The following is a 12,981-nucleotide window of genomic DNA, read 5'->3' as shown; positions in this document are numbered from 1 at the left end:
CATGGAACCGACCCCGCTGCCTTCCGCATCGAACGCCGCCACCGCCACCTTGATGGAGCAGGTGCTCTACGAAGTCAAGCGCGTCGTGGTGGGGCAGGACCGCTTCCTGGAACGCGTGATGGTGGCCATGCTGGCCCAGGGCCACCTGCTGGTCGAGGGCGTGCCCGGCCTGGCCAAGACGCTCACGGTGAAGACCCTGGCCAGCACCATCCAGGGCAGCTTCAAGCGCATCCAGTTCACGCCCGACCTGGTGCCCGCCGACCTGGTGGGCACGCGCATGTACAACCAGAAGACGGGCGAGTTCAGCACCTCCCTGGGCCCGGTGTTCACCCACCTGCTGCTGGCCGACGAAATCAACCGCGCGCCCGCCAAGGTGCAGAGCGCCCTGCTCGAGGTGATGCAGGAGCGCCAGGTGACGATTGCCGGCGAGACGCACAAGGTGCCCTCGCCCTTCCTGGTGATGGCCACGCAGAACCCGATCGAGACCGAGGGCACCTATGCGCTGCCCGAAGCCCAGGTGGACCGTTTCATGATGAAGGTGCTGATCGACTACCCGACCGAGGAAGAGGAATTCGTGATCGCCCAGCGCGCGCTGGACAAGCCCGTGCAGGTGCTGCCCGTGGCCACCACGGCCCAGCTGGCCGCACTGCAGGCCGAGTGCCGTGAGGTCTATGTCGACCCCTCGCTGCTGCAGTACGCCGTGAAGCTGGTGGCCGCCACGCGCGCCCCGGCACGCCACGACCTCAAGGACCTGGCCCCCTTCATTGCCTGTGGTGCCAGCCCGCGCGCCACCATCTGCCTGGCCGAAGGCGCCCAGGCCCTGGCCATGCTGCGCGGGCGCAGCTACGTGCTGCCCGAGGACATGACCGACCTGGCGGCCGACGTCTTGCGCCACCGGCTGTCGCTGTCGTACGAAGCGCTCTCCGAGGGCCTGGACGCCGATGCTCTGATCGCCCGCATCATGGCCAAGGTGCCTGCCCCTGCCAAACCTTTGCACCATGAGCCCAAAGCCGCCTGACACCGGGGCCGCGCCCGTGCGCCCGCTCCCCACCCTGCCCGGCCAGGCTGACCGCCTGCTGCGCCAGCTGGAGTGGAGCGTGATCCGCCGGCTCGACGGGCTGCTGCAGGGCGACTACCGCACGCTGATGCGCGGGGCCGGCCTGGACCTGGCCGACCTGCGTGAGTACCAGCCGCACGACGACGTGCGCCACATCGACTGGAACGTCACGGCGCGCCTGAACATGCCCCATGTGCGCGTGTTCACGGAAGACCGCGAGATGTCGGCCTGGTTCCTTCTGGACCTGAGCCCTTCGGTCAATTTCGGCCCCCAGGGCAATGCCAAACGCGACATCCTGACCGGCTTCGTGGCCGTGCTCTCGCGCCTGCTCACACGCCACGGCAACCGCGTGGGCGCCATGCTCTACGGTGCCGGTGGCGCACCCTCGCGCGCGGTCGATACGGTGCTGCCCCCGCGCAGCAGCCGCGCCCAAGTGCTGCACCTGGTGCACCAGTTGCTCCAGCCCGCGCCCAAGCTGCAATCGGGCAGCACCGAGCTGCACCTGCTGCTGCAGGGCGCGTTGGGCACCTTGCGCCGGCGCTCGACGGTGTTCGTGGTGTCCGACTTCATCAGTGCCCCCGGCTGGGAAAAGCCGCTGGCCCAGCTGGCGCGCCGCCACGACGTGGTGAGCGTGCGCCTGCTCGACCCGCTGGAGCTGGAGCTGCCCGACGTGGGCCTGGTCACGCTGCGCGACGCCGAAAGCGGCGAACAGCTGCAGGTGGACACGCACGACAGCGGCTTTCGCCACCGCTTCGCGCGCCTGGCGGCCCAGCGCGAGGCCGTGCTGCGCGAGGGCCTGGCCAAGGCGGGCGCCGACACGCTCGAGCTGCGCACCGACGACGACCTCGTGGACGCGCTGCTGCGCTTCATGGACCTGCGCCAGCGCCGCGTGCGGCCCGCCACGCACCCCTCGTTCCAATGGACGGCAGCGCAGGCCGCCGCCTGACAACCACAGGACACGCCACCATGGTCTTTCTCTGGCCCTCTCTGCTCTGGCTGCTGCTGGCCGTGCCGCTGCTGGTACTGCTGTACTGGTGGCTGCTGCACCGGCGCAAGAAAACCGCGCTGAGCTATTCCAGCCTGTCGCTGGTGCGCGAGGCCATGGGCCCGGCGCAGCACCTGCGCCGGCACATTCCGCCCTTTCTTTTCCTGCTGGCGCTGGTGGCGCTGCTGCTGGCCGCGGCCCGGCCTCTGGCGGTGATCACCCTGCCCTCGCAGGACCAGACCATCATGCTGGCCATGGACGTCTCGGGCAGCATGCGCGCCACCGACGTGCAGCCCGACCGCATCACCGCCGCGCAGGACGCGGCCAAGGCCTTCATCGCCGAGCTGCCGCGCCATGTGCGCGTGGGCATCGTGGCCTTTGCCGGCAGCGCCCAGCTGGCGCAGCTGCCCACGCAGAGCCGCGAAGACCTGGTCAAGGCCATCGACAGCTTCCAGCTGCAGCGCGGCACGGCCACGGGCAACGGCATCATGCTGTCGCTGGCCACCCTCTTCCCCGATGCCGGCATCGACATCTCGGCCCTGGGCGGGCGCCAAGCCATGAAGCCGAAACCACTGGAAGACCTCAACAAGCAGGACCCCGCCAAGCCCTTCACGCCCGTGGCACCGGGCTCCTACAACTCGGCTGCCATCATCATGCTGACCGACGGGCAGCGCACCACCGGGGTGGACCCGCTCGAAGCCGCCAAATGGGCCGCCGAGCGCGGCGTGCGCGTGTACACCGTGGGCGTGGGCACGCTGCAGGGCGAGACCATCGGCTTCGAAGGCTGGTCCATGCGCGTGCGGCTCGACGAAGAGACCCTGAAGGCCGTGGCCACCCGCACTGCGGCTGAATACTTCCACGCCGCCACGGCGGCGGACCTCAAGAAGGTCTATGAGACCCTGAGCTCGCGCCTCACGGTGGAGAAAAAGGAAACCGAGATCTCGGCCCTGTTCGCGCTGGTCGGCGCCGCCCTGGCGCTCCTGGCGGCAGGCCTGTCGGTCTGGTGGTACGGGCGGGTGATGTAGGGCATCAGCCGCCCTGGAACTGCCCCCGGCCGGACCGCTTGGCCAGGTAGAGCTTTTCATCGGCGCGGGCCATGAGGTCGGCCCAGCCCCTGGCCGGGTCCGTACCCAGCGCCAGCCCCGCGCTGGCCCCCACCGACAGCCGCAAATTGCCGATCTCGAACGGCGTGTGCGCCGCCTCCAGGATCTTGTGGGCCACGGCCTCGGCATGGGCCGGCTCGCGCACGCCGGCCAGCACCACGGCAAATTCATCGCCGCCCAGCCGCGCCACCGCATCGCTGGGCCGCACCAGGGCCAGCAGGCGCTGCGCGAAGGCCTGCAGCAGCAGGTCCCCCACAGGATGGCCGTGCGCGTCGTTCACCGGCTTGAAGTGGTCCAGGTCGATGTACAGCAGGGCCAGCAGCGGCCCCTCTAACGCCAGGTCCTTCTGGCCCACATAGGCCTGCAGTCCGGCCCGGTTGAGCAGGCCGGTGAGGGGATCGTGCTGCGCCAGTTCCAGCAGCCGCCCGGCTTCCTGGTGGTAGCTGGTGACGTCCTGCGCCATGGAGACGAAGCCATCGACCGCCCCCGGCTCGGACCACAGCGGAATGAAGTGGATGGTGACATGGCTGGCCGGCACGCGCTGGGGATGGTCCTGGTCGAAGGTCAGGGTCTCGCCCCGCAGCACCTTCTGCACCATGGGCCGGGTGCGCGCGTACTCCGCCGCCCCCAGGAAATCCTCCATGCTGTGGCCCAGGATCTGCTCGCGCGGCACGCGGTGCCAGCGCTCGAAGGCGCTGTTGACGAACTGGTAGCGCTCGTCCGGCCCGACCACCGCGACCAGCGAGGGCAGGGCCTCGGTGATGGAACGCAGGGTGGCCGTCTGTTTGAGCAGGGCGGCGCGCGCCTGCGCAGCTTCCGAAATGTCACGCATGATGGCCGAGAAGTGCTGGATGCGCCCCTCCCCATCGCGGTGCGCAATCACCATGTGGCTCACCGGCACCACGCGTTGCCCGGCCGCATACACCGTGGTCTCGCCCACCCACATGCCGCCGGCCCTGACAGCCGGCAAAATGGCCTCCCCATACAGCACATTGGTCTCGGGGGTGTTGAATTCCGTGAACATGTGGGTGCCCACATCCTCGTCGGGGGAGAAACCGAGGGCCCGCCGCGCCGCGGGGTTCATGTAGGTGACTCTGCCCTTGAGGTCGGTCTGCACCACGAAATCGGAGGTGTGCTCCAGGATGGCCGTGAGCACGCGCAGGCCGCGCTCGGCCGCCGCGCGCTGGGTGATGTCGACACCCGTGGAAAAGAAGCCCCGCACCTGGCCATCGTCGGAGATGTCGGGCACCAGCTGGCTCTCGATGCGGTGCACGACACCATCGCGCACTTCGTCGCGCTCGTAGCTCTGCACGGTGCCCGCCAGCACCCGCTGGATCCGCTGCACCGACTCGGGCGACGCGGGCTCCCCGAGCAGTTCTTCGCGTGTGCGGCCGATCACCTCTTCCCGGCTCACGCCAAAGCGCTGGCACTGGGCCAGGTTGGCAAAGCGAAAGCGCAGTTCCCGGTCCACGTAGGCGATGCGGATCGGCAGGCCGTCGGTGACCAGGCGCACGAAGCGCTCGCTGTTGGCCAGTTGCTGCGCCATCCGCCGGCGTTCGGTCACGTCCTGGAAGGCACCGAACAGGCGCACCACGGCGCCCCCTTCGTATTCGGCCTCGCCGACCGCGCGCACCCAGATGCGCTGCCCGGCGGCGGTCACCAGGGGCACCTCCAGGTCCCACGAGGCGCCCGTCATGGTGGCCTGGCGCACGGCGGCCGACATGGCACGCTGCGCATCGGGCGTGTAGAAATCGAGGGCGTTGTCCAGCGTGGGCGTAAAGTCCGCGGGCACCTCATGGATGCGCCGCGTCTCGGCCGACCAGGAAACGCGGCGGCTGCGCAGGTCCAGTTCCCAGCCACCCACCCGCGCCACGCGGCCAGTGCGCTCCAGCAATTGCTGGCTGGCCAGCAGCGCCCGTTCCGCCGCCTTCTGGGCCGTGATGTCACGCCCCACCGAGTGCAGGTAGGGCCGTTGCTCGCTGTCGCGCAGAAAGCTGTTGGTCCAGGCCATCCAGCGCTCCGAGCCATCGGCGCTGACCATGCGGTTCTCGCCCTGGGTCGTGCCCTCGGTGCGGAAGACCTCGGCAATGCGCGAGCGCACCGCCTCGCGGTCGGCCGCATCGACGTACGAAAACAGGTCCTTGCCCACCATGTCGCCGGGCTGCAGCCCGAAGTGGCGCGCATAGGCCGGGTTGACGTAGAACACCTCGCCCTGCGGCCAGGCCAGCGACATCATCTCGGTCTGCGCCTCGACCATGGTGCGGTAGCGCATCTCGCTTTCGGACAGGGCTTTTTCGTACTCCTGGCGCACCGAGAACGCGCGCGCGATCAGGTCGCGGCGCATGTCCAGCGCCTGCGACACCATGGTCGACAGCGAGTGCAGCGTGGCCCGCTGCTGCTCGGTGAGTTCGCGCGCCCGGCGGTCGATGACGCACAGGGTGCCCACGCGGTCGCCATCGCCACTGGCGTGCAGGGGGGCGCCAGCGTAAAAGCGGATGTCGGGAGCACCCGTGACCAGGGGATTGCGCGCAAAGCGCGCGTCCTGCGTGGCGTCATGCACCTCCATGAGCTCGTCCGAGAGGATCGCATGGGCGCAGAAGGCCACGTCGCGCGGCGTTTCGTTGACACCGGGCAGGCCGACACTCGCCTTGAACCACTGGCGCTCGGCATCGACCAGGCTGATGAGCGCGATCGGCACGCCGCAGACCTCGGCGGCCATGCGGGCGATCGAGTCGAACAGCGGCTCGGCGGGGGAGTCCAGCACCATGAGGGCGCGCAGAGCCTCCAGCCTGCGCACTTCATCGGAGGGGATGGATGCCGGAACCGTCATCGCGCGAATCTCCTGAAGCCAACTGCGAGCATCTTAAAACGGGTTCATGCCCATCCGAACCATCCCGTGCCACCGAAGCGTGCCGCGATGGTAACCAGCAGTTCCCGCACCACCGGCCACCGGCGGGCGGGCCGGCTGCTCAGCCGAGCTTGCCCAGCACCAGGTGCACCACCCGGTCGCAGCGCGCGGCCAGCGACTCATCGTGCGTGACCATCACGAAGGCCGTGCCCTGTTCGCGCGCCAACTGCAGCATGAGCGCGAAGACGCCGTCGGCCGTGGTGCGGTCCAGGTTGCCCGTGGGCTCGTCGGCCAGCACGCAGGCCGGGCGCGTGACCAGGGCGCGGGCAATGGCCACGCGCTGGCGCTCGCCGCCCGACAGCTCGGCGGGGCGGTGGTGCAGGCGCTCCTTGAGGCCCACCGAAGTGAGCACGCGCGCGGCCTCCTCATGGCACTGCGCCTGCGGCATGCGGCGGATGCGCAGCGGCATGGCCACGTTGTCCAGCGCCGTGAACTCGGGCAGCAGGTGGTGGAACTGGTAGATGAAGCCCAGATGCTCGTTGCGTAGCCGGCCCTGCTCCACCGGAGACAGCGAGGACAGCTGGTGGCCCTTGAGGCGCACACTGCCGGACGTGGGGGCATCCAGCCCGCCCAGCAGGTGCAGCAGGGTGCTCTTGCCCGAGCCCGAAGCGCCGACGATGGCCAGGGTCTCGCCCGCATGCACCTGCAGGTCCACGCCATGCAGCACGGTCACGTCCAGCCGGCCTTCGGTGAAGCGCTTGGTCAGGCCCTGGGCCTGCAGCACCACCTCGCCACGCGCGGGCGGGGCGGCAGGCAGGGGCATGGCGGATGGAACGTTGTTCTTATTCATAGCGAAGCGCCTCGGCGGGGTTCACACGGCTGGCGCGCCAGCTGGGGTAGAGGGTGGCCACAAAGGCCAGGATCAGGGAGATGATGGCGATGGGGATGATGTCCGAGCCCTGGGGGTCGCTGGGCATCTTGCTGATGAGGTAGATGTCCTTGGGCAGAAAGCTCGCATTGAGCGCCCGCTCGATGGCCGGCACGATCACGTCGATGTGGAAGGCGATCACCAGGCCCAGCAGCAGGCCGGCGAGGGTGCCGATCACGCCCACCATGGCCCCCTGCACCACGAAGACGCCCATGATGCTCCTGGGGCTGGCGCCCAGCGTGCGCAGGATGGCGATGTCGGCACGCTTGTCGGTCACCGTCATCACCAGCGTGGAGACGAGGTTGAACGCCGCCACGGCCACGATAAGCGTGAGGATGATGAACATCATGCGTTTTTCGAGCTGCACGGCGGCGAACCAGGTGCGGTTCTGCTGCGTCCAGTCGCGGATCACCAACCCGCCGCTCACGCTGCCCGCCAGCTCTGCCGCCACGGAGCGCGCCTGGTGCACGTCGGTGAGCTTCAGGCGGATGCCGGTGGGGCCTTCCAGGCGGAAGATGCGCTGGGCGTCCTCATGGTGCAGCAGCACCAGCGCCGCGTCGTACTCGTAGTGGCCCGAGTCGAAGGTGCCAGCCACCGTCATCTGCTTGAGGCGCGGCACCACGCCGGCCGGCGTGACCTGGCCGGCGGGCGCGATCAGCGTCACGGTATCGCCCGTGCGCACACCCAGGGAGCGTGCCAGCTCGCCGCCCAGCACCACGCGGAACTCGCCAGGCACGAGGAGCTTGAGCGTCTTCTCGTTGCCCGCCGCCAGGTCGGTCACCGAGCTTTCGAGCGCCGGGTCGATGCCGCGCACCAGCGCGCCGCGCATGTCCGGGCCGCGCGAAAGCAGCGCCTGCGCGGAGACGAAGGGCGCGGCACCGGTGACGTTTGGGTTGCGCCTGGCCTCGGCCAGGGTAGTGGCCACGTCGGGCAGCGGAGCCCCCTGGGGCGCCAGGATCTCGATGTGCGAGACCACGCTGAGCATGCGGTCGCGCACCTCGCGCTGGAAGCCATTCATCACCGACAGCACGATGATCAGCGCCGCCACGCCCAGGGCGATGCCCAGCATGGACACGCCCGAGATGAAGGAGATGAAGCCGTCGCGCCGCGTGGCGCGGCCGGCGCGGGTGTAGCGCCAGCCCAGGGCCAGTTCATAGGGAATTTGCATCATTCGTAGCGCAGCGCTTCAGCAGGGTTCACGCGGCTGGCGCGCCAGCTCGGGTACAGGGTGGCCACGAAGGCCAGTGCCAGCGAGATCAGGGCGATGGGAACGATGTCCGTGCTCTGCGGCTCGCTGGGCATGCGGTCGATGAGGTAGATGTCCTTGGGCAGGAAGGAGGCGCCCAGCGCCTTCTCGATGGCCGGCACAATCACGTCGATGTTCAGGGCGATGCCCAGGCCCAGAACCAGGCCGGCCAGGGTACCGATGATGCCCACCATGGCGCCCTGCACCACGAAGACGCCCATGATGCTTTTGGGGCTGGCGCCCAGGGTGCGCAGGATGGCGATGTCGGCGCGTTTGTCGTTGACCGTCATCACCAGCGTGGAGACGAGGTTGAAGGCCGCCACGGCGACGATCAGCGCCAGGATGATGAACATCATGCGCTTTTGCAGGCGCACGGCCTCGAACCAGGTGCGGTTCTGCTGCGTCCAGTCGCGCAGCAGCAGGTCGCCGCTCACGGTGCGGGCCAGTTGGTAGGCCACGGCGTTGGCCTGCTCCAGGTCCTGCAGCTTGAGGCCGATGCCCGTGGGCCCGCGCAGGCCGAAGACGGCCATGGCGTCGTCCTGGTGCATCCAGACCAGGGTGGAGTCGTACTGGAAGTGGCCCGAGTCCACCGTACCGGCCACGGTGAGCGGCTGGTAGCGCGGGCCGCCCTGGCTGCCATTGCCGCCCTGACCGGCAGGCACCACCAGGGTCGCGGCGTCGCCCGCCTTCACACCGAGCGATTTGGCCAGCTCGCTGCCCAGCACCACGCGGAACTGCCCGGGCACGAGGGTGGCCAGCACCTGGGCGTTCGATGCGGCCAGCGAAGTCACCGAGCCTTCCAGCGCCGGGTCGATGCCGCGCACCAGGGCGCCTTTCATGTCGTCGCCATGGGCGATCAGGGCCTGGGCTGCCACGTAGGGGGCGGCGCCAGTGACGGCCGGGTTCTGCTTCACCTCGGCGATGGTGCGCGCCGCATCTGCCATGGCGGCGCCCTGGGGCGCAAAGACCTCGATGTGGGCGACCACGCCCAGCATGCGCTCGCGTACCTCCTTCTGGAAGCCGTTCATGACGCTGAGCACCACGATCAGCGCCGCCACGCCCAGGGCGATGCCGAGCATGGACGCGCCGGAGATGAAGGAAATGAAGCCATTGCGCCGCGTGGCCCGCCCCGAGCGAGTGTAGCGCAGGCCCAGGGCCAGTTCGTAGGGAAGTTGCATGGTGGAGAAACGCCGGGGCCACAGGAAATGGCCGAACACGGCGGGAGCGATTGTGGCATCCCGGACAATAGGGGGATGTCGGACATCCCCCATTTGCTCATCCCCTACGCTGCCAGCGCCTCCGAGGGGTGCCGGCAAACGCTGGCCAGCCTGCCCCTGCCCCACTTGGACCGCCTGCTGGCGCGGCTCACCGCCGACCCGGCCCACTCCCGCAGTGGCGAGGAGACCAGCTTCTCGGCGCCCCACGAGCGTGCCCTGGCCCAGGCCCTGGGGCTGCCGGCCGAAGATGGCCGCACGCCCTGGGCTGCCTGGTACCGGCTGCAGCAGGGGCTGCCGGCCGATGGCGAGGCCTGGGCTTTTGTCACCCCCTGCCAATGGCAGGTGACCACCGACCACATCACCCTGCGCGACCCCGAGACCCTGGGCATCGATGAAGCTGCCTCGCGTGCATTGCTGGCCATCGTCGCCCCCTGGTTCGCAGAGGACGGCATCACGCTGCACTATGACCAGCCCACCCGCTGGCTGGCCAAGGGCCCGCTGCTGGCCGACCTGGCCACCGCCTCGCTGGACCGCGTGCTGCTGCGGGATGTGCGCCCCTGGATGCCCGACGCCACCCGGGCGCGCACCCTGCACCGTCTGCAAAGCGAAATGCAGATGCTGCTGTACACCCATGCCTTCACCGAGCAGCGGGCCGAGCGCGGCCTGCCCATGGTCAACTCCTTCTGGGTGCACGGCGCAGGCCCTCTGCCTGCCACGCCACCCGCGCATGCGCCGCAAATGCCCATGGCCTTGCGCAATGCCGCACTGCGCGAGGACTGGCGTGGCTGGGCCTCTGCCTGGACCGCCCTGGACGCCGGGCCCGTGGCCGAACTGCTGCGCCAGGCCGAGCAAGGTGCGCGCGTGCGCCTGACGCTGTGCGGCGAGCAGTCCGCAAGGTCCTTCCATACCGCACCACGCGGCCTGCTGCAGCGCATCCAGGCCCATTTCAAGCCCACCCGCTTTGCCCAGGTGGCACCCCAACTATGAAAATCACGGCCAGAGACATTCCCCCGCGTGCCGCCTGGGCGCTGGAGCAGGCCGGCGTGCACCCGCTGCTCGCGCGCCTGTACGCCGCGCGCGGCGTGCGCGACAAGGACGAGCTGGACGATGGACTCGCGCGCCTGCTGCCACCCGCCGGGCTCATGGGCATCAAGGCTGCCGCCGCCCTGCTGGCCGATGCCATCGCACAGGACCTGCGCCTGTGCATTGTGGCCGACTACGACTGCGATGGCGCGACGGCCTGCGCCGTGGCCGTGCGTGGCCTGCGCCTGCTGGGCGCAAGGCATGTGGACTACCTGGTGCCCGACCGCGTGACCGATGGCTACGGCCTGACCCCGCCGATAGCACGCCGCGTGAAGGAGCGCGGCGCAGACGTGCTGATCACCGTGGACAACGGCATCGCCAGCGTCGAGGGCGTGGCCGAGGCCAAGGCCCTGGGCCTCTCGGTGCTGGTCACCGACCACCACCTGCCCGGCCCCGAGCTGCCCGCGGCCGACGCCATGGTCAACCCCAACCAGCCGGGCTGCACCTTCGAGAGCAAGTCCCTGGCCGGCGTGGGCGTGATGTTCTATGTGCTCATGGCCCTGCGCTCCGAGATGCGTGCACGTGGCGTGTTCGACCTGGCCAGCCAACCCAAGCTTGACCCCCTGCTCACCCTGGTGGCCCTGGGCACCGTGGCCGACGTGGTGCGCCTGGACGCCAACAACCGCCGCCTGGTGGCCCAGGGCCTGCGGCGCATCCGCGCCGGCGCCATGCCGGCCGGCGTGGCCGCGCTGTTCACGGCGGCCGGGCGCAAGGCGCCGGCCGCCACCACCTTCGACTTCGGCTTTGCGCTGGGGCCTCGCATCAATGCCGCGGGGCGCCTGGCCGACATGACGCTGGGCATCGAGTGCCTGCTGACCGACGACCCGGGCCGGGCGAGCGATCTGGCCGGCCAGCTGGACACCATCAACCGCGAGCGCCGCGAAATCGAGGGCGGCATGCGCGAGCAGGCCATGCTGATGGCCGAGAATCTGTTCGACGAGAGCGAGGACCCGCCCCCGGCCATCAGCGTCTTCGACCCCGACTTCCACGAGGGGGTGGTGGGCATCGTGGCCTCGCGCATCAAGGACAAGCTGCACCGCCCGACCTTCGTCTTCGCGGCCAGCAGCGCACCGGGCAAGCAGCACGAGCTCAAGGGTTCGGGCCGCTCCATCCCGGGCTTTCACCTGCGCGACGCGCTGGACCTGGTGGCCAAGCGCCACCCGGGCGTGCTGCTCAAGTTCGGCGGCCATGCCATGGCGGCCGGCTGCACCGTGCCTGAGGAAGCCTTCGAGACCTTCGAGCAGGCCCTGGCCCAGGTGGCGCAGGAGTGGCTCGATGCCTCCACGCTCACGCGCCGCATCGAGACCGATGGCCCGCTGGCGCCCGAGTACTGCCGCGCCGACGTCGTGGACACGCTGCACCAGGAGGTCTGGGGCCAGGGCTTTGCGCCGCCGACCTTCAGCGAAGAAGTGCAAGTGCTGAGCCAGCGCCTGGTGGGCGAGGCCAAGAACCACCTGTCCATCAAGCTCATGCACCAGGGCAACCCCGTCGATGCGATCTGGTTCGGCCACACCGAGCAACTGCCTGCGCGCGTGCTGCTGGCCTTTCGCCTGGATGTGAACGAATGGCGCGGCGAGCGCAAGGTGCAATTTCTGGTGGAGGGCGCTGAGATCTAGCGCGGCGGTTTCAGGCCTGCAAAGGGCCTTTGGCGCGCTGGCGCACCACCGTGACCTGCTCGCCACCCACGCCCCAGTTGTCAGGATCGACCTCGTCGATGATGACGGTCACGGTCTCGGGCTTCTTGTCGAGCACCTCCTGCATGAGGCGCGTAACGCCGGCGATCAGCGCGGCCTTCTGGGCGGACGTGGTGGGGATATCGCGGTTGGCCAGGCGAATGTTGATCAGGGGCATGGAAAGGCTTTCTGTCGAGGATTGGTGTCTCAGGAATGAAAAAGGCAGCCTGTGCTGCCTTGGTGGATTGTCTGCGGGAGCGCTGCCCCGTTGCAACGCCTGCGGTCAGAAGCTTTCCCAGTCGTCGTCCCCGCCCTTTGCGGTGGCGCGGGGGGCCGGTGCAGGGGCTGGACCGGCTGCTGCAGGCTTGGGGGCCGCTGCCGGTTTGGGCACCGACGCCGTGAGCCGTGCCGTGGCAGGCGCTGGCGACTTGCCGGCAACGCCTTTGCGCGCGGGCGCGGCCACCGGCCGGCTGGCAGCCGGTGCAGGCCGTGGCGCTGCTCCAGGCGCCCGTGCCGCCACAGCCCCCACGTTGAACATCGATACCACCTCGGCCAGCTTCTGCGCCTGGTCGCGCATCGACGCCGCCGCTGCCGTCGATTCTTCCACCAGCGCCGCATTCTGCTGCGTCATCTGATCGAGGTGCGTCACCGCCTGGTTCACCTGGGCGATGCCGTCGCGCTGCTCGGTCGAGGAGGCCGTGATCTCGCCGATCAGATCGCTCACCCGGCGCACGCTGGAGACGATCTCTTCCATGCTCTGGCCCGCCTGCGCCACCTGGGCCGAGCCCGATTCCACGTTCTCCACGCTGGCATTGATCAGCGTCTTGATTTCCTTGGCCGC

General features: G+C 69.4%; 11 protein-coding genes. 5 read left to right on the top strand and 6 right to left on the bottom strand.

The genetic code is table 11. The features are described from left to right. The first annotated feature begins 1 nt into the window (after position 1). The 3 genes from AC07X5_RS27820 to AC07X5_RS27810 are packed head-to-tail and all read left to right on the top strand — an operon-like array spanning position 2 to position 3,067. Positions 2-1,018 carry an AAA family ATPase gene (locus AC07X5_RS27820; protein ID WP_409962112.1) on the top strand — a complete coding sequence of 339 codons (1,017 nt, stop codon included), beginning with the start codon at positions 2-4 and terminating at the stop codon, positions 1,016-1,018. Further along, entirely contained in the window at positions 999-2,003 is a 1,005-nt protein-coding gene (locus AC07X5_RS27815) for a DUF58 domain-containing protein (protein ID WP_494772770.1), read from the top strand. Before AC07X5_RS27820 ends, AC07X5_RS27815 begins: the two co-directional genes overlap by 20 nt. Before the next feature lie 20 nt (positions 2,004-2,023). Continuing rightward, on the top strand, positions 2,024-3,067 hold the full coding sequence (locus AC07X5_RS27810) for a VWA domain-containing protein (RefSeq protein WP_409962108.1): 1,044 nt from the start codon (positions 2,024-2,026) through the stop codon (positions 3,065-3,067). A 4-nt stretch (positions 3,068-3,071) separates the two neighbouring features. Here AC07X5_RS27810 and AC07X5_RS27805 read toward each other — a convergent pair whose 3' ends face one another. The 4 genes from AC07X5_RS27805 to AC07X5_RS27790 all read right to left on the bottom strand — a co-directional run bounded on the left by AC07X5_RS27805 (position 3,072) and on the right by AC07X5_RS27790 (position 9,345). Next, a complete protein-coding gene (locus AC07X5_RS27805; RefSeq protein WP_494772769.1) occupies positions 3,072-5,975 on the bottom strand; it encodes a PAS domain S-box protein in 2,904 nt (967 codons plus the stop codon). A gap of 139 nt (positions 5,976-6,114) precedes the next feature. After that, positions 6,115-6,843 carry a lipoprotein-releasing ABC transporter ATP-binding protein LolD gene (gene lolD / locus AC07X5_RS27800; protein WP_494772768.1) on the bottom strand — a complete coding sequence of 243 codons (729 nt, stop codon included), beginning with the start codon at positions 6,841-6,843 and terminating at the stop codon, positions 6,115-6,117. Then, positions 6,836-8,089 (bottom strand): lipoprotein-releasing ABC transporter permease subunit, encoded by a 1,254-nt coding sequence (locus AC07X5_RS27795; protein WP_494772807.1) that lies wholly within the window; start codon positions 8,087-8,089, stop codon positions 6,836-6,838. The genes lolD and AC07X5_RS27795 overlap by 8 nt, the downstream gene beginning before the upstream one ends. After that, positions 8,089-9,345, bottom strand: coding sequence for a lipoprotein-releasing ABC transporter permease subunit (locus AC07X5_RS27790; RefSeq protein WP_409954445.1), 1,257 nt, complete (start codon positions 9,343-9,345; stop codon positions 8,089-8,091). The genes AC07X5_RS27795 and AC07X5_RS27790 overlap by 1 nt, the downstream gene beginning before the upstream one ends. Before the next feature lie 75 nt (positions 9,346-9,420). Here AC07X5_RS27790 and AC07X5_RS27785 point away from each other — a divergent pair, with 75 nt between their 5' ends. Both AC07X5_RS27785 and recJ read left to right on the top strand, forming a co-directional pair. Beyond that, positions 9,421-10,371, top strand: coding sequence for a phosphoglycerate mutase (locus AC07X5_RS27785; RefSeq protein ID WP_494772767.1), 951 nt, complete (start codon positions 9,421-9,423; stop codon positions 10,369-10,371). After that, positions 10,368-12,083, top strand: coding sequence for a single-stranded-DNA-specific exonuclease RecJ (gene recJ, locus AC07X5_RS27780; protein WP_494772766.1), 1,716 nt, complete (start codon positions 10,368-10,370; stop codon positions 12,081-12,083). The genes AC07X5_RS27785 and recJ overlap by 4 nt, the downstream gene beginning before the upstream one ends. Positions 12,084-12,093: 10 nt before the next feature. Here the strand turns inward: recJ and AC07X5_RS27775 are convergent, their stop codons facing one another. Next, positions 12,094-12,318, bottom strand: a complete 225-nt coding sequence (locus AC07X5_RS27775; RefSeq protein WP_494772765.1) for a tautomerase family protein — start codon at positions 12,316-12,318, stop codon at positions 12,094-12,096. Positions 12,319-12,423: 105 nt separating this feature from the next. Continuing rightward, positions 12,424-12,981: methyl-accepting chemotaxis protein (locus AC07X5_RS27770; RefSeq protein ID WP_494772764.1), on the bottom strand; the 558-nt coding region annotated here is incomplete at its 5' end.

It is taken from the genome of Acidovorax sp. GW458-11-26-14-TSB4 (genome assembly GCF_059423865.1).
Note: the sequence above shows the minus strand (reverse complement) of the source record. Positions and strands in the feature narration are given on the sequence as shown.

What these genes read in the sequence shown, in the direction of transcription:
- recJ (WP_494772766.1), top strand. Translation starts at nt 10,368, where the DNA reads ATGAAAATCACGGCCAGAGACATTCCCCCGCGTGCCGCCTGGGCGCTG.
- AC07X5_RS27805 (WP_494772769.1), bottom strand. Translation starts at nt 5,975, where the DNA reads ATGACGGTTCCGGCATCCATCCCCTCCGATGAAGTGCGCAGGCTGGAG.
- AC07X5_RS27790 (WP_409954445.1), bottom strand. Translation starts at nt 9,345, where the DNA reads ATGCAACTTCCCTACGAACTGGCCCTGGGCCTGCGCTACACTCGCTCG.
- lolD (WP_494772768.1), bottom strand. Translation starts at nt 6,843, where the DNA reads ATGAATAAGAACAACGTTCCATCCGCCATGCCCCTGCCTGCCGCCCCG.
- AC07X5_RS27795 (WP_494772807.1), bottom strand. Translation starts at nt 8,089, where the DNA reads ATGCAAATTCCCTATGAACTGGCCCTGGGCTGGCGCTACACCCGCGCC.
- AC07X5_RS27810 (WP_409962108.1), top strand. Translation starts at nt 2,024, where the DNA reads ATGGTCTTTCTCTGGCCCTCTCTGCTCTGGCTGCTGCTGGCCGTGCCG.
- AC07X5_RS27820 (WP_409962112.1), top strand. Translation starts at nt 2, where the DNA reads ATGGAACCGACCCCGCTGCCTTCCGCATCGAACGCCGCCACCGCCACC.
- AC07X5_RS27785 (WP_494772767.1), top strand. Translation starts at nt 9,421, where the DNA reads ATGTCGGACATCCCCCATTTGCTCATCCCCTACGCTGCCAGCGCCTCC.
- AC07X5_RS27775 (WP_494772765.1), bottom strand. Translation starts at nt 12,318, where the DNA reads ATGCCCCTGATCAACATTCGCCTGGCCAACCGCGATATCCCCACCACG.
- AC07X5_RS27815 (WP_494772770.1), top strand. Translation starts at nt 999, where the DNA reads ATGAGCCCAAAGCCGCCTGACACCGGGGCCGCGCCCGTGCGCCCGCTC.